Below are 17040 nucleotides of genomic sequence, written 5' to 3' on the forward strand. Positions count from 1 at the left end.
AATCGGCTCATGCAGTCGGTAACACAGAACAACAATCAAGCGAACGAGGGCCAGCACGCATGTTGAATTTCAAGACGAACCGGACGCTTTCGGTCAGCGGCCCTGCGCTGCCGGAGCTGGAAGGCATCGCATCGCTGCTGTATCTGAGCGCGATCCGCGGTGCGGAACGACTCTCCACGTTGTACGCGTATGAATTGTGGCTGACGACGCCCGCCGATCCGCTGCTGCCGGTCGACATGCTGGCCAACCTGGATCTGAAGGCGATGCTCGGCAAGGAACTGACCGTCACGATTCAACTGGACGGGATGGGCAGCTTCGTCGCGGGAATGGCCGGGCAAGCGGGCGCCGTCAATCTGGGTGCCGGCATGCGAGAAATCAGCGGTGTCGTGACGGCGGCGAGTTACGTGGATCAGTTGAATCGTCAGTCGCGCTACCGGGTCGTCCTGGAGCCCTGGTTCGCATTGGCGCGAGAGCGAACCGACTACCGCATCTTTCAGCGCAAGAGCGTGCTGGACATTCTGCGCGAGGTGTTCGGTCCGTACCTTTACTCGTTCGAGATGCGCGTTGGCCGCACCTATAAGCCGCTACGCTATCAAGTGCAGTACGCCGAGTCCGATTTCGCATTCGCGCAGCGATTGATGGAAGAGCACGGCATCACGTGGTTCTTCGAACATTCGCAAGGCATCCACCGAATGGTACTGGTCGATGGTCCAGGTGCTTACCGGCGCGTGGAAAGCGTTGCGTACCAGACGCTTGCGTACTACCCGCCAGGCCAGAAGATCGATCGCGAGTATGTCGACCATTTCGAAGCAACCGAGCGTCTGCGCTCGGGGGTGTGGACCACGGACGATTTCGACTTCGAGAAGCCGGGTGCGACGCTGACCACGCAGAATAGCCTGCCGCGCGATACGGCGCACAATCAGCTCGAACGTTACGAATGGCCGGGCGACTACACGGAAACGGAGGACGGCCGCGTATTCGCGCAGGTACGCATGGAGGAGATTCACGCGCAGGGCGAGCGGGCGAAGGGCGAGGGCAACTTGCGCAACGTCGTGTGCGGCACGACCTTTGTGCTGACTGGTCATCCGATGGCGATCGCCAATCGCGAATATCTTGTGATCGAGTCGGAACTGGACGTGAAGGAAACCGGACAGACCACCGGGTTTTCAGCCTACGCGATTCGCAGCAAATTTATGGTTCAGCCGTCAACCACGGTATTCCGTCCGCCGCGCACGATCAGGAAACCGCGCACGCGCGGTCCGCAAACGGCGATCGTGACCGGGCCCGAGGGTGCGGAGATCTGGACCAACAAGAACGGCGAGGTGACGCTCAAGTTCCATTGGGACCGATCTGGCGTGAAGGACCAGAACTCATCATGCTGGGTGCGGGTGTCGTATCCGTGGGCGGGCAGCAACTTTGGCGGCATCCATATTCCGCGAGTGGGCACCGAAGTTGTCGTCGATTTCGAGAACGGCGATCCGGATCGACCGATCGTGACCGGGCGCGTCTACAACGCGATGACAATGCCGCCGTGGACGTTGCCGGCCCATGCGACGCAAAGCGGGATCCTGACGCGCTCGACCAAGGGCGGCGGATACGGCAACGCCAATGCGATCCGCTTCGAGGACAAGAAGGGTGCGGAGCAGGTGTGGATTCAGGCCGAGCGCGATCTGGATGCGGTGATCGAAGCCGACGAGACGCACACGGTGGGCCATGACCGCACAAAAACGATCGGTCACGACGAGACGGACCATATCGGACGTCACTGGAAACTGTCGACCGGCGGCTACAAGTTCGAGACGGTGACGCTCGCGTCGGTGAAGAGCGTGGGCATGGGCGCGATGCTCAACGTCGGGATGGCGTACAACGTCAACGTCGGTGGGCTGTACTCGCGTAACGTCGGATTGCACATGGCGAGCACGGTCGGCCAGAACCGGACCGACCGCGTCGTGCAGGACTGGACGGCCGACGTGGGGCACACCTACACGCTGACCGTGCGCGATGCGGTGAGCGCCGACCAGGCAAACCCGACCGAACCGTCGCCCGACTTCGCCCCGCAACTGCCGGCGCCGGTATCGGGCTCGAACGCAAACCAGCTGCGCATCGCGGATACGGGCGAAAGCAGCCTGTCGGGCGCGAAACAGGCACAACTGACGGGCCCGGGCGGGACGGTCACGATCGACGAATCCGGCATTCACCTGAAAGGCACGGCGATTTACCTGCAAGCGCCGACGATCAGCATGACGAACGGCGATGCAGGCGGTCTGGTGCCGGTGACGGAAGCCGATTGCGCGGAGTGCGCGAAGAAGACCGTCAGCGCGAACCCGGTCGACCTGGCAACGGGGCAGAAGGTGCTGTCACATACGGACTTTACGTTGCCGGGGCGCGTGTCGATTCACTGGAGCAGGAGCTACCGAAGTGCGGACCAGCGCAGCGGTAGCCTGGGCGTGGCGTGGAAGTTGCCGTATGCGACCGAGGTGCGCACGAGTTCGGCGGGATTGGTCTACTTCGATGCGGACGGGCGACAGTTGCAGTTTCCGCCGCTGAACCCCGGTGAAGAACACTTCCATCCAATCGAAAAAATCACGCTGGCACGTGGTGATGACAACGCGTCGGGCGCAACCTACACACTGCGCTTCGTCAACGGGGTCGAAGAGCACTACGGCCGTCACCCGGTCGACGAGACCCGCTGGCAGTTGCAGCGCATCACGACACGCGATGGGCACAGCCTGACGCTCGGCTATACGGCCCAGGGCTGGCTGGAAACAGTCCGCAACAATCGGCATACCGTGCGCTGCGCACTGGACGACGCCGGCCGGATCACAAGCGTACTGCTCGATCAGGGTTTCGGAAGTGAGCCGCTGCACCTGACGCGCTATGTGTACGACGCGCATGGCGATCTGATCAAGGCCACCGATCGGGAGAATCTGACGTGGCGGTACGGCTACGACAACCATCTACTGACGACCTATCGCACGCCGGCCGGCGCGACGCACGTATCGGAGTGGAGCGACGACACGCCGAACGCGTACTGCTTGCGTACCTACGCCTATACCGAGAACGCCGATGGCCAGCGGGTCATCACGCGCGAGACGCGTTTCGATTACCTGCCGTCGTTGCGCGCGACACGGGTGACGGATGGCTTGGGGCACACGACCGAATACCACTACAACGGTTTGTGGGCGGTCGAGAAGATCGTGCATCCGGACGGCAGCGTCGAGCAAACGCATTTCGACGAGACGGGAAGCGTGGCGGGCTATACGGACGGGCTTGGCCGCACGACGCGGATGGTGAACGATACGCGAGGCAATCCTACGTCGATCATCGATCCGGCGGGCCAGGTCACGCGCATCGGCTACAACGACCAGAACTTGCCGCAGCAAATCACGGACCCGGCTGGACAGGTCTGGCAGCGTAGTTACGACGCGCAAGGCCACCTGACGAGCGAAACCGATCCGCTCGGGAATGTGACGCGTTACGCATACGAAAACGGCTTGCCGGTCACGCGCACGGATGCGCTGGGCAACGTGACGAAGATGCAGTGGGACGACGCGGGGCAGCTCGTGGCGAGGACCGATTGCTCGGGGCAGACGACGACCTATCAGTACGATCAATTCGGCCAGTTGATCGAGACCACGGATGCGTTGGGCCAGGTCAGCCGCCACAGCGGCAGCCTGTCGGCGCGCGTGACGGCGGTGCAGCCGGCTGGGATGGGTTGGTGGAAGATCGAATACGACGACGCAGGCAGGGCAATCGCGCATACGGATCCACTCGAGCGTGTAACGCGTGTGGACTGGGACGCATACGGGCAGCGAACGCGAATCGTCGATCCTGCGGACGGTACGCAACAGTTCCGGTATGACGCGATCGGCCGTCTGACGACGCTGACCAATGCGAACCGGGAAGCGACGACGTTCCGTTACGACAGCCGAAACCGGTTGATCGAACAAGCCGGCTTCGACTGCCGCCGGCAAAGCTATCGGTACAACGCGGCAGGGGAAATGGTCGAGCGCATCGATCACGGTCAGGACGGGCAGATCACCACGCATGTGACCTACGACGTGCTCGGCCGACCGGTGGAGCGCAGATCGAGCGACGGCAGTCAGGCGAGTTATCGGTACGACGCGCGAGGGCTGCTGACGCAGGCTCAGGCGGTTTCTCCAGGCCGGGCACCGGTGCAGGTCACTTACGAATACGACGCGGCAGGGCGCCGTACGGCAGAGGTGCAGGCGCATCACGGGCGGGTATGGCGGCTCACGCACGGAGTGGATGCGATCGGGAATCGCGACTGGACGCACGTGCCGGAAATCGGCTCGCTGGTGTGGCAGCGCTACGGCTCGGGGCATGTGCACGGGTTGCTGCTGGACGAGCATCCGCTGGCGAGCTTCGAGCGCGATGCGCTGCATCGCGAGATTCAGCGTACGCAAGGTCCTGCGTCACACCACTTCGAGTATGGCGTGAACGGCTTGCTGGCTGAGCATCGGTGGCAGAACCTCGATGAACGGGGGCGCTCGCTGGAGCGTCCTCGGCCGTGGCGGGCGTGGGCGTACGATGCGGCCGGCCAGCTCGCGACGCTCAACGATGCGTGGCGGGACAAGAAGACGTACCAGTACGACGCGTTGTCGCGACTGACGCACGTGACGGCGGCAAGCGGCACGGAAGCGTTTCATTACGATCCGGCGGGGAACCTGCTGGGCGCTGCGCCGAGCCTGAACAGCGTGCAGGCATGGAAGGCGAGCGGCGATCGTTTGCTGCGGTTTGCGCCGCAGACGCGCCCGGATCGGCCGGTGGATTTTACGTACGACGGGCACGGGAATCGCATTGCGCGGACGGTGCCGTTGCCGCCGAAGCCGGAGCTGAGCGAGGCGGAACAGCGCAGCCAGCGCGGGGCGGACAACCTGCTGCGGGTGATGGAAGTGCTGACGGGGACGCCGAAGTACGAGGAGCCGATAGAAGAGCCGGAGGTGACGAAGTATCGGTACGACGGCAGCCATCAGTTGATCGCGATAGAACACGCGGACGGTGCGAGGAGCGAGTACGAATACGACGCGCTGGGGCGGCGGGTGGCGAAGCATCACACGCAGGCGGGCGGCGCGCGACAGACGACGCTGTTCATGTGGGACGGCGACTGGATGATGCAGGAGGTGCAGACGGGGCGTACCGCGCACGAGGATAACGCTGTGACGTATGTGCCGCATCCGGATCACGAAGGTCCGTTGACGCGGCTGGCGCAGGGCGAGGCGTGGCATTACGTGACGGATCACCTCGGGACACCGCAGGAGTTGTACGACGAACAACGCGAGGTGGTGTGGGCGGCGGATCTGAGTGCGTATGGGCGGACGAACCGACGGATCGCGCATGCCGTTGACAATCCGATACGGTTTCCGGGGCAGTACTACGATCAGGAGTCGGGGCTGCACTACAACAGGTTGCGTTACTACGATACCGAAATTGGATGTTACGTTAACCAAGATTCAATTGGATTGCTCGGTGGATCGAATCATTATTCCTACGCAGATAGAGACCCCGTCAATAGAATTGACCCAAGTGGAGCATTTGCGTTCCTTATACCGGTGGCGCTTTTTGTTGGGAGAGCATTGGGTGGGGCTGCCGTTGATGCCGGCATTCAACTCGCAAAACAAAAGGTGTCTACTGGGAAAATAAATTGGAAGTGTCTGGATGTGGCTGACATGGCAATTTCTGGATTGGCAAGTGGTCTGTTTCCCGGAGTTTTGGCATCTGGAAAAAAGGTTGTTAAGTCTGTTGGGGCGGTGAAAAATTTAATCGCACAAGCCACCAATGCCCGCAGTGCATCGAGAATTGCAAAATTGAATACGCGTATCAATTGGCACAAGAGAACTGTTGCGGACCAAGTGATGATCCAGGGAGCAGTCCAAGGAGGGAAAGCCATCTTAAAGGCTGGGGCGGAATGTCCGACCACGAATGAGTGCGAGGAAGACGAAAATTGAAAGTGAAATATAGATTCAGAAAAGATTATGTTTACATTGTTTTGATTTTCTTGGGGATGATTCCATATTGGTATATAAAGGCGACGCTAAGTCCGTGGCTATTTTTTACTTTTTACGCGGTTTACATATCAATTGTCAGGTTTGTCGCTGAAAAAATTGGTAAGGAGTAGATGGTAATTTGTATATGAGATTCCTGAGAAAACATGTCACATAAATTCGATCCGATGGCGTAGGTGCCAATCTTGGTCGCACAATGTTGTTGCGTATTTGCTAGAGACGCTGGGATGGGGATTTTTGGGGGGGTGAATGAGAGCGTGTATCTAGTGGTGAGGATAACTGAAAGGAGGTTGGTGTGCGAAGAATGGGTAAAACTCGGCTCTACGTGTTATTTATTGTGCCGCTCGCGTTTTTTTATGAGCCATTGAAGAGTTTTATGGGTGAGGAGGTATTTTGCGGGTGCGGTTTTGTTTATCTCGCCGTTCGTTCTTTTTTTGCAAGTTACTTTGGGATGTCTGGCAAGAACGAGTGAGTGGGTGTTTTGTCGCGTGGTGAAAATCGACAATTTATTTTGAGGGGTTTTTGAATGTCAGCATTTGTCGCAACTATTGGCACATTGACTACCCACGGCGGCGCGGTCACATCGGCCAGCGCGGGCGTCACGATCAGTGGCCGTCCTGCAGCATGCGTAGGCGACTCCGTGTCGTGCCCATTGCACGGCCCGGGTGTCATTACGAACGGCGGTTTCGGCACGATCAATGGCCGTCAAATTGCCCATCACGGCAGCGGCACCAGTTGCGACGCGACTCTGGTGGTGTCTGATGGCGGCCCAACAGTTTGATCGTGCTTGCGTTGAGCGCGATGAACCGAATTCTGAATTTCCCCCGGCATGACACAGTCCGTTAGCGCACCCAAAACCGTATCGGCTCGTCGCGTGCTCGCACCACCGCGACGACCGAACAGCACCTTTCTCTCCAGCAAGAACACGAGACAGCGATCCAACTCGCGCCGCAGTCGTCCATTGGGATCGATTTCGCCGCCTGAAGACGAGCAGGCGAGACTGGCCGCGGTACGTGATCACCGCAACGCCTTGCTGGAGTCGAGCAGAGTGCTGCTTCGAGCGTTTGTGGATATGCCCGCATTGATCGACATCGGCCACGACGAACGCTTGCGCGACCTGCTGATGGACGAAGTTCGCGTATTCGAGCACCTGTGTGTGCGGGCAAATATCCGCGACGACCTCATGATCGGCGCACGATATTGCCTGTGTACCGCGCTGGACGAAGCGGCAATGCGCGAACTCGTGGCACGAGGCGATACGTCCGGCAGTGTCGCGTGGGCTTCCGATACGCTGACTCAACGAATCGGGGAGGACAACCAGGGCGGCTCGAAGATCTACGCGTTGTCGCTGCGTTTGTTGAAAGATGATGCTGACCACTGGCCGTTGCTCGAAGTGATCTACCGGATTTTCAGCTTGGGCTTTGAAGGTCGGTATCCGCATGGCAAGACGTTCGGCGTGCACGAACGCGTACGACAGCGGGTTTACAACGCGATTGCCGTGCACCTCCCGCCTGTTCCTGATGCGCTTTCGCCCCACGCGCAATCTACCGCAACGGCTCGCCGGACATTCCATTTCGAAATCCCGGTCTGGATGTCGGTGGCCTTGCTGTCAGTGGCGCTCTGCGCGCTGCATGTCTTTTGCCGCGCCGAGTTGGACGCGCAAGCGGACGATGTGCATCGACAGCTCTCCAACATTGCGCGTGTAGCTTCAGGCAGCGCGATCGCCCCGGCCGCGGCCAGCCCGGCACGGTAGTGCCAGTGGGACGCCATTCCCCGTACACATGAAGAAGATTCTCTCGTTTCTGCATTCGCGTCATCTGTGGGCCATTGTGACGGTGATTGCCGCTATGGCCGTGATCTGGTTTGCGGGCCCGCTGATGAGTTTCGGAGGGCTGACCCCAGTCGCGTCGGTCGGCATTCGGCTGACCTTGATCGCATTGGTCCTCTCCGCATGGATCTTGTGGCTGATCGATTGGCCGACGAGCATCGTAATCGTCGCGCTGCTCTGTCTCGCGATCTGGCATACCTTCCCGCTTCTGACATTGGCCGGCAAACCGCTGTTTGCGTCGGTAACGGTCCGTATTCTGGCAATGGCCGGCGTTGCGCTCGTTTACGCCGGGTCGATGTCGGTCAAATGGTGGAGGCGCATGCGCCGGCATCCGAGCGAACTCAGACGTTTGCTTCGACTCGGCAAGCGTGGCGCTCGGCCGTTGGCGGCATCGCGCCTGACGACGATCGAGGACATGGCCCGTGTAGCGATCACGCAGTTGAAAGCCCGGCGCGGTGGTACCCATGGTTTGGCGCGGCTGTTTCAATGGCCTGCGTATCTTTACGATGTGCCGTGGTATGTCGTGCTGGGTTCGAAGGGCTCAGGCAAGACCACGGCGCTGCTTAATGCGGGTCTGGTGTTCCCGCTCGATGCGCAACTTCAGCATTCGCTTGCACCCGATGACGCCTGGGCTTTGCCGGGTTGGCGGTTGACCAATGAGGCAGTGCTGATCGATACAGCGGGCCATTACGTACAGCACGGCACGTCGCGCTACTCGCTGACAGTAGAGCCGCCGGAAGCGTCGAATGACGGGAAACCGGAAAAGCGGCCGACCGACAGTGGCGGCCTTCGCAGAGACTCCGACGCCGCAGAGTGGAACGGATTTCTCCGGCTACTTGGCCGTATCCGCCCTCGCCTGCCGCTGAATGGCGTGCTGTTGACGATCGATGTCGCCGCGTTGACGCACACGGACCCCGACGTGCGTACGGCAGAGAGCCGTGCATTGCGGGCACGTCTCGAAGAGATGGAAACGGAGTTCGGGATCGGATTCCCCGTCTGGCTCATTGTCACGAAAATGGACCGGCTTCCGGGCTTCACCGACTATTTCGCTTCGCTTGGCGAGCGGCAGCGTGCGCAGATATGGGGCATGACATTGCAGTCTGGCCCGGACGCGCGGACGGACGACGTGATCAGGACAGAATTGAGTCTGCTGGCAACGTGTCTTGCTGATGGTGTGAGCGGCCGGCTTCGCAATGAAACCGACCTGGCTCGTCGTCGCCGGTTGGCAATGTTGCCAGAGGCATTCACGGCACTGACGGAGCCGCTGGCCGACCTGATCGGGCAAGTGTTTATCGCAGGCGACAACGGTGCGCCGGCGATATCGCGTGCGGTGTTCCGAGGTGTTTACCTGACGAGCGCGGGCCAGACAGGCAAGCAGGTCGCTGCGGAACGACAAACGGTGTTGCAACGCATGGCTGGTGCCTCCGGTTCGCAATGGAAGCCCCCGCGACGAGGGCGTGGCGAAACCAGCTATTTCCTGCGCGATTTGTTGCACGGTGTCGTATTTCGCGACGGGCACCTCGCGTGCCCGAATCGGAACCGGGAGCATCGTGTGCGCTTACAGCGGTGGCTGGGGCATTCCCTCGTGTGGGTGATCGCCGCAGGGTTGTGCACGAGTCTTTGGAACAGCTTTGTTGCGGAACGTGCGTCGCTCGGCACACTAGCGCACAAGACACGTACGCTGGCAGCCTTGCTGGCACGAACTGACCTTTCCGCCAATCCTGAGCGTGTGCCGATGATTCTGGGCAATGCAAACGAACTGTTGCGCGACACCACGCATCTTGCCAACGATTCCGAGGTCGGGTTGCGACTCGGAGCGGACCGCCTCAATATGATCGAGTCCGACAGCCGCCATGTGTACGAGGCGCTGTCGGAACAGGTTGTGTTACCGCAAATCGTTCGCCGGATGGAGGAGATGATCAAAAGTGCCGTGGCGAGCGGTGATGCCAAGGCCGCTTACGACGCGTTGCGCGTGTACTTGATGCTCCACGACAGGACCCGGTTCAACGCGAACGACGTCAAGATGTGGGTGCTGGACGATTGGGCGCGACACGACAGTGCGGCGATGTTCGGCGGGCGCGCGACAATGATCGGCCACGTACAGCGACTGTTTTCCGAAGAACATGTCGTGCAGTCGCCACTGTCCCGCAACGAAGGAATGATCCAGCAGGCGCGCGCATTTCTCGACGGCAGCAATCCGACCGACCGTCTTTACCAGCGCGCCATGGCGGTGATGTCGAAAGACGCGCCCCGCGAATTTTCGCTGCTGAATGTCGTCGGGCCACAAGCAGGCGTGGTATTCACGCGGGCCAGCGGAGCACCTTTATCGAGCGGCGTGCCAGGAATCTATACGCTGGAGGGGTATCGGGCGGTGTTCAGCAAACGCCTGCCAGAATTCCTTCAGGTGGCAAGCGAAGACGATGCTTGGGTAATGGGGCGCCGGACGCTCGATGATTCCGCAAAAAATCCAGCTGGCGCGTCAAACGTATCGAACCGGAATGGCGACGCGCTGTTGACCGCGATCACGCGCCAGTACCTGAACGAATACGCTCGACAATGGGACGCGTTTCTTGACGACATTCGCGTCGTGAGCGGAACGAGTCTTGCCTTCAACTTGACGGTACTGCGAGCCCTCGCTGCGCCCGATTCGCCGCTGACCCGTCTAGCGCGGGCGGCGGCAAACGAAACGACGCTGACGCGGCCGATGGCGAAACGGGACGGCTCCTTTCTCGAACAAGCGACCGAGGCTGTCAACCAACAGACCGAGCGGATACTGGGGCCTCGTGCATCGGAGCAGGTTGAGCGCGAGTTGGTCGATAACCGTTTCGCGGCATTGCGTGAAGTGGTGACGGGCCATGCCGATGCGCGATCGGAGACGCAGTTGGCCGGGGCGTCGGTGAGCAAAACGGGCCTGGACGGCGTTACCGGTCTGTTGAACGACTACTACGAGACGCTCGCGATTTCCGACAATGCGCTGTTGAACAACAGCATGCCGCCGGTGAGTGAGAATGCTGCGAAGCTCAAGATGACGGCTGACACGATGCCTGCGCCGGTTCGAGCCGTCTTGCGTCAACTTGCTGTCGACGGCTCGCGTGGGGTGAACCAGGGTATCGGCCAACTACTGTCGCGCCAGATGCAGGCAGCCGTTGCAGACACCTGTCGCATGACGATCGAAGGCAATTACCCGTTTGCGCCTGATAGCACGCGTGACGTCGGTATCGACGATTTCACGCGCATGTTCGCGCAGGGCGGCGTGATCGATGACTTTTTCATGAAGACGCTCGCACCGTTCGTCGACATGGCCGCGAAGCCGTGGCGCTACCGGACGCTGCCGGGCGCGACCGAACCCGTTCAGGTCCCGGACCTCGAGCCATTTGAGCATGCGAAGGCGATCCGCGACATCTTCTTCAACGATCCGGATCGGAGGCAGCTCAGCTGGAAAGCGGAAATCCGAATCCCTGAACTCGACCCGGCGATCATGAGCCTGTCGCTCGACATCGACGGACAGGTGACGCTCTATCGACATGGTCCGGTCGCGCCATTCACGGTTACATGGCCGGGACCGCGTGGCGGCGTCCATGCCCGGATCGCGGCGAGTCCGCGCATCCGGCCGGACACTTCGACGATCGCGGCGGACGGGCCGTGGGCGCTGATGCGGTTGCTCGGGAAGGGGCATGTGGTCGAGGCCGCCACACCGGGCCGCACGCGCGTCGCGTTCAGTTTTGATGGTCGCGAGGCAGCGCTCGATATCGCGAGCGCAGGAAGTGTTGCGAACCCGCTGACAAGCGACGTGCTGAAGACGTTTCGGTGTCCTGGCACGGTGGCGGTGTTCAACCTGCCAGATAGTGGCCCGCCGCCGGGATTGCCCCAGGGCAGGCCACCAGTCGCAAGCAAGGGCGGGCGTCGAACGAACGGTGAGCAGCCTGGAATCGGCTCGCCTACGTCTTTCCGGGTGAAGTCTTTGGCCCGCTCCTGAACGGCTGGAGTTTGCGCTTCAGATCTGAGGCTGCCGCCGTTACTGCGCGGCCGGACTGCTCGCGGGTACGGTCGGCATCGCCGGCGCGATCGGCGCGCCGTTGGCGGCCGGCGCGGTCGTCGTCGCGGCCGCCGGAGCCGACGCAGCCGCCGGAGCCGCGGCAGGCGCGCTCGCGGGCATCGCGCCGTCGGCACCCGGATCGTCGTACCGCGGCAGCCCCGGCGCGGCCGGCGCGTTGTTCGGCGCCGTGCCCGATGCGCCGCCCGACTCGCCCGGATCCTCGTAGTTCGGCAAGCCCGGCACGGCCGGCGTGGCCGCCGGTACCGCGCCCGATTCACCCGGTTCGGTGTAGTTCGGCGGCGCGGCCGATGCCGACTGGCCGTGATACGTCAGCGACTTGCGCTGCTGCAGATACGCATCGCGGACGAACGAGTACGGATCGAGCGCCGCCTGCTTCAGCAGATCGGTCGCGCCGAGCAGATCCGAACGCGCGCTGATGAACTGCGCGATGTACATCGGATTGCGCACGGCCGGCTCGATGTAGTTGAGCAGGTTGAAGCGGACGTCCACCGCGCGGCCGACGCCGTCGCGGATCGTGCTCGGGCCGAACACGGGCAGCACGAGGTACGGGCCGGACGGCATGCCCCAGCGCGCCATCGTCAGCCCGAAATCCTGGTGATGCTTCGGCAGGCCGGCCGGCGTTGCGATGTCGATCAGGCCGCCGACGCCGAACACCGAGTTCATCGCCACGCGCATCAGATCCTGCGTCGCATCGGTGATGCGCAGCTGCAACAGGTTGTTCGCCATGTTGCCGAGATCGCCGAGGTTCGAGAAGAAGTTGCTGATCGCGGTACGCACGGGTGCCGGCGTGACCTTCTGGTAACCCTTCGCGATCGGCACGGCGATGTTCGTGTCGACCGTGTCGTTGAACTTGTACATCGCCCGGTTCATCGGCTCGAGCGGGTCGTTGGGGTTGCGGTTCGGGCCCGTCGCGCAGCCGCTCAGCACGGCGCCGGCAGCGACGGTCGCCGCAATGATTCGCACCTTATTCATTGTTTCCTTGCAATTGGTTCTTGGCGCGTTTGACGCGCGGTTTGCCCATCAGGACGGGCTGAAACACCACGGCGCCGATCAGGGTGCAGGTCAACGCCAGCGCGAGCAGCTTGCCCATGCTCGACGTGCCCGGATGATGCGACAGCCACAGGCTGCCGAAGGCGGTTGCCGTCGTCGCGGCGCTGAACAGCACCGCGTGCGTGAGGCTCGATTGCAGCAGGCCCGTCTGGCCCGCGCGCCACGCCATCACGAAGTACACCTTGAACGCGACGCCGACGCCGAGCATCAGCGGCAACGCGATGATGTTCGCGAAGTTCAGCGACATGCCGAGCACGACGCACATCTCGAGCGTCACGAGGCCCGACACGAGCAGCGGCACCAGCGTGCGCAGCACGTCGCCGAAGCGGCGCAGCGTGATCCACAGCAGGATCGTGATCGAGAGGATCGACCACAGCGCCGCGTGCAGGAATGCGTTGATGATCGTGTCGGCCGAATGCAGGATCGAGATCGGGCCGCCGATCGCGCCCGGCTCCGCGGCCTTCACCGCCTGAGCGAAGCGGCGCAGCATCGTGTCGTCGTTCGGGTCGACGCCCTTCGGCACCTTCGGCGAAATCTGCACGAGCGCGTGGCCGTCCGGCGCGATCCAGTCGCGCACCAGCTGCGGCGGCAGCGATTCGCGCGTGATGTCCTGTGGCTGCAGCAGCGTCGCGAGCTGGGTGAGCGCGATGCGCAGCGTGTCGGAGAACGCGCGTTCGGCACGGTCGCGTGCCGCACTGTCGGCCGTGGCCAGCTTCGCGAGCGATGCCGACAGATGCTGCGCGGCGGCCGCGCCCGGGCCCGGGTGATCTTCCGCCGCGTAGCTCAGCAGGTCCGACACGCGCTTGAGCGCGGCGACGCGCTGCGCGTCGGTCGCGGCCGGCGCGGCCGGCTGCGTCAGCGCGGGCAGCAGGTCGCTCGCGGCCGCGGCGATCGCCGCGCGCTTGGCCGGCTGGTCGGCCGGGACGAAGGTCGTGAGCGTCGTCGTGCGGCCGACTTCCGGCAGCGCGTCGAGGCGCTTCGCGGCCGCGTCGGCGTCGGCGAGCGACGGCGCGAGCAGCGTGACGTCGTTGACGGCCGCTTCCGGCGAATCCTTCAGCGCGAGCAGCGTCGCCATCGATTCGCTGTTCGGATCCTTCAGGTGCAGCGGGTTGAAGTCGAAGTGCAGGAACGCCAGCAGCGGCAGCGCGCCGATCACGACCGCGAGCGTGCCGATCAGGATCGGCTTGCGATGGCGATCGAGGAAGTCGTCGACCGGCGCGAGCCACGGGAAGCCCGGCGTCTTCGATTCGCCCGGCGGCGCGAACAGGCGCAGCAACGCGGGCAGCAGCGTGAGCGTGGTCAGCAGCGCGACGAACATCCCGACGCCCGCGATCAGGCCGAGTTCGGACACGCCGCGATAGGCGGTGGGGATGAACGAGAAGAAGCTCGCCGCGACTGCCGTGGTGGCGAGCGCGAGCGGCATGCCCATCGAGTGCGCGGCACCGATCAGCGCGTGATCGATGCGCTGATCGCGGAAGCGTTCCTCGCGGTATTTCACGCCGTACTGGATCGAGAAGTCGACGCCGAGGCCGACGAACAGCACCATGAACGCGACCGAGATCATGTTCAGCGAGCCGACCATCGCGAGGCCGAGCGCGGCGGTCACGACGAGGCCGACGAACAGCGTGACGAGCACCGAACCGATCATCCGCTTCGAGCGCAGCGCGAGCCACAGGATGACGAGCACCGCGAGCAGCGTGAGCGCGCCGTTGAGCGCGGCGCCGTCTTCCACCGACGCGAATTCGTCGTCGGCGAGCGGCTGTTCGCCGGTCAGGCGCACGACCGCGCCGTAGCGCTGCTCGAGGCCCAGCGCTTTCGCCGTGTCGCGGATCACCCGGGTTGTTGCGGCACCGGCCTTCAGCGCGCCGTAGTTGACGACGGGCTGCACCGTGACGAACGCGCGTGCCGGCTGGCGCGCGGCATCGCTGTCGACCAGCCCGCGCCACGAGAACGCGGCCGGCTTGCCGGCCAGCACGTCGTCGACCGTCGCGGCGCTGCGCGCGAGCAGCTTGGCCATCGCGGGCAGCTTCACCTGGCCGGTCAGCAGCGGCTGGCCGAGCGTGGTGGACAGCGTGGTCGCGAGCCCGGTCAGGCTCGGGTTCTTCGCGAGTTCGTTCACGAGCGGCCGCGCGCTCGCGAGCTGCGACGTCGTGTCCGACACTTCCTGCGGCGACAGGAACAGCAGCCCGTTGTGCTCGAAGAACGGGCCGCCGCCGGGTTCGGCGACCTGGCCGATGCGGCCGGCGTCGGCCTGCTTCTGCAGGGCTTCGGTGAGCGTATGCGCGGCGGCCGTCGCGAATTCGGGGGCCGGCGCCTCGACCACCGCGAGGATGGTGCCGTTGCGTTGCGGGAAGGCCTTGTCGACGGCCTGGCCGAGCGCGGCCCATTGCGGTTCCGCGTCGACGAGCTTGCTGATGTCCGTGTTGATCTTGAAGTGCTGCACGACATAGACGCCGCTGAAGACGGCGATGACGAGCGACAGCACGACGACCCAGACGGGGCGGCGTACCGACCATGCGACGAGTCGGACGATGAGAGATGTCACCATGGGGCGGTGGGGAGGGGCTGGCAAGGACAAGGCAACGAGTATACCGGCGCAACGTGGCGTCGGTCGCTACGTTGGAGCGTAAAGGGGCGGGAAGGATATTTGCGCCGCGGCGCGCGAATCGGCGCGGAAGGGCCGGGAATTCGTATGATGATACTCACACGATCGGCCGGCAGCGCGCCGCGGCGGGCTCTGTGACAAAAGGGGCTCAAAGGTAACAGTCGGTCACCGCGCGGCAGGCGGGCGTCCGGGCCGCTATACTTCGACCCACCGGCCGATGCGATCGATGCAATCCGCCGGCCGTTTTTTCTCATCGAGCGATATCCGTATGAAACGTCATCTGTTTGCTTTCGTCGCGGCGGCCGCCGTGTCGGTTTCCGCTTTCGCGCAGAGCGCGCCGGTCGACATCGTCCGCACTGCGGTCGAAGGCACCGTCAGCGCGATGAAGGCCGATCCGGGTGCGCGCGGCGGCGACATGACGAAAGTCACGCAAGTCGTCGAGCAGCGCTTCCTGCCCGCGACCAACTTCGAGCGCACGACTCGCATCGCGGTCGGCGATGCCTGGAAGCAGGCGACGCCGCAACAGCAGCAGGAGCTGTACAAGCAGTTCAAGCTGCTGATGACCCGTACCTATGCCGCGTCGCTCGCGCAGCTCGGCAGCCAGGACGCGAAGTTCTCGTTCAAGGCCGGCGGTGCGTCGGGTGCCGATGCGCTGGTGCAATCGACGGTCACGACGCCGGGCGACAGCCAGTCGGTCGGCTACCGGCTCGGCAAGGTCGGCAATGACTGGAAAATCTACGACATCGACATGTCGGGCGCGTGGCTGATCCAGGTCTATCAGGGCCAGTTCAAGAGCCAGCTCGCGTCGGGCGGCATCGACGGCCTGATCGCGTATCTGCAGAAGCACAACTCGCGGACGAATTGACGGTCGCGGCGCGAGCCGCGACTGAAATGCGACGCTGAAACCATGACGCCCCGGTCGCGAATGCGGCCGGGGCGTCGCACATTGAACAATCGCACCGTCAGTGTTTCATCTGGCGCCGAACTACCCGGTTAACGCCCCAAACAGCCAAGCCGGCCACGACGAGACAGACGGCCAGTACGAGCAAGAGGCCGATCCCCTCGACGTCGTCGGCATGCGCAATGGTGTCGACCCCGAAAAATGCCATCGCCGATTCGATTGCCGCGGGAATGGGCGTCTCGATCGGGAGACGGACGAACCAGCGTGCGAGCAGCGTGCCGAGAATGACGGTCTTCACGGTTGTCCAATTGGTGCATGACGCTGACATGGGCGATCCCGCAGTGGATTTGGACGGACCGTATCAGATGAACCTGGGACACTCAACTCGGTAGTCCTGCCGGGGACCACGATCGGGATCCCCTCCTCCGCGAAATCGTCTTGAACCACGACGTCTACCGCCGCACGCGCGCGACTGCGCGGCTGCCGAGAAATGTTACGGACTGTCCGCGAAATCACTGTCGCTGCAGGTTGAGTCAAGGCAAGCCAAGCCGTGCTTCTCGACGGCATCGCGCA

8 protein-coding genes are annotated in these 17040 nt (G+C 63.0%); 5 read left to right on the forward strand and 3 right to left on the reverse strand.

All coding sequences use genetic code 11. The annotated features are described in order from the left end of the window. Window positions 1-59: 59 nt before the first annotated feature. The 4 genes from tssI to tssM all read left to right on the forward strand — a co-directional run bounded on the left by tssI (window position 60) and on the right by tssM (window position 11830). Window positions 60-5969, forward strand: coding sequence for a type VI secretion system tip protein TssI/VgrG (tssI, locus tag DIE06_RS26930; RefSeq protein WP_124663978.1), 5910 nt, complete (start codon window positions 60-62; stop codon window positions 5967-5969). A gap of 583 nt (window positions 5970-6552) precedes the next feature. Continuing rightward, complete coding sequence (locus DIE06_RS26935; protein WP_124663979.1) at window positions 6553-6807, forward strand: PAAR domain-containing protein; 255 nt, start codon at window positions 6553-6555, stop codon at window positions 6805-6807. 180 nt (window positions 6808-6987) lie between these two features. Beyond that, entirely contained in the window at window positions 6988-7779 is a 792-nt protein-coding gene (gene icmH, locus DIE06_RS26940; RefSeq protein WP_260433776.1) for a type IVB secretion system protein IcmH/DotU, read from the forward strand. 28 nt (window positions 7780-7807) lie between these two features. Continuing rightward, window positions 7808-11830, forward strand: coding sequence for a type VI secretion system membrane subunit TssM (tssM, locus tag DIE06_RS26945; RefSeq protein ID WP_124663981.1), 4023 nt, complete (start codon window positions 7808-7810; stop codon window positions 11828-11830). Window positions 11831-11869: 39 nt separating this feature from the next. Here the strand turns inward: tssM and DIE06_RS26950 are convergent, their stop codons facing one another. Both DIE06_RS26950 and DIE06_RS26955 read right to left on the reverse strand, forming a co-directional pair. After that, the gene (locus tag DIE06_RS26950) at window positions 11870-12883 is read right to left on the reverse strand and encodes a VacJ family lipoprotein (RefSeq protein ID WP_124663982.1); all 1014 of its coding nucleotides are present in this window, start codon (window positions 12881-12883) and stop codon (window positions 11870-11872) included. Further along, window positions 12876-15509 carry an MMPL family transporter gene (locus DIE06_RS26955; protein WP_124663983.1) on the reverse strand — a complete coding sequence of 878 codons (2634 nt, stop codon included), beginning with the start codon at window positions 15507-15509 and terminating at the stop codon, window positions 12876-12878. The genes DIE06_RS26950 and DIE06_RS26955 overlap by 8 nt, the downstream gene beginning before the upstream one ends. A gap of 325 nt (window positions 15510-15834) precedes the next feature. Here DIE06_RS26955 and DIE06_RS26960 point away from each other — a divergent pair, with 325 nt between their 5' ends. Continuing rightward, window positions 15835-16431, forward strand: coding sequence for a phospholipid-binding protein MlaC (locus DIE06_RS26960; protein ID WP_124663984.1), 597 nt, complete (start codon window positions 15835-15837; stop codon window positions 16429-16431). Window positions 16432-16528: 97 nt separating this feature from the next. Here DIE06_RS26960 and DIE06_RS26965 read toward each other — a convergent pair whose 3' ends face one another. Further along, window positions 16529-16765 (reverse strand): hypothetical protein, encoded by a 237-nt coding sequence (locus DIE06_RS26965; RefSeq protein ID WP_124663985.1) that lies wholly within the window; start codon window positions 16763-16765, stop codon window positions 16529-16531. Window positions 16766-17040: the final 275 nt, after the last annotated feature.

The organism is Burkholderia sp. Bp8998 (assembly GCF_003854235.1).
Lineage (GTDB): Bacteria > Pseudomonadota > Gammaproteobacteria > Burkholderiales > Burkholderiaceae > Burkholderia.

Coding starts and splice junctions, on each gene's coding strand:
- tssI (WP_124663978.1), top strand. CDS start 60: ATGTTGAATTTCAAGACGAACCGGACGCTTTCGGTCAGCGGCCCTGCG.
- DIE06_RS26935 (WP_124663979.1), top strand. CDS start 6,553: ATGTCAGCATTTGTCGCAACTATTGGCACATTGACTACCCACGGCGGC.
- tssM (WP_124663981.1), top strand. CDS start 7,808: ATGAAGAAGATTCTCTCGTTTCTGCATTCGCGTCATCTGTGGGCCATT.
- DIE06_RS26950 (WP_124663982.1), bottom strand. CDS start 12,883: ATGAATAAGGTGCGAATCATTGCGGCGACCGTCGCTGCCGGCGCCGTG.
- DIE06_RS26955 (WP_124663983.1), bottom strand. CDS start 15,509: ATGGTGACATCTCTCATCGTCCGACTCGTCGCATGGTCGGTACGCCGC.
- DIE06_RS26960 (WP_124663984.1), top strand. CDS start 15,835: ATGAAACGTCATCTGTTTGCTTTCGTCGCGGCGGCCGCCGTGTCGGTT.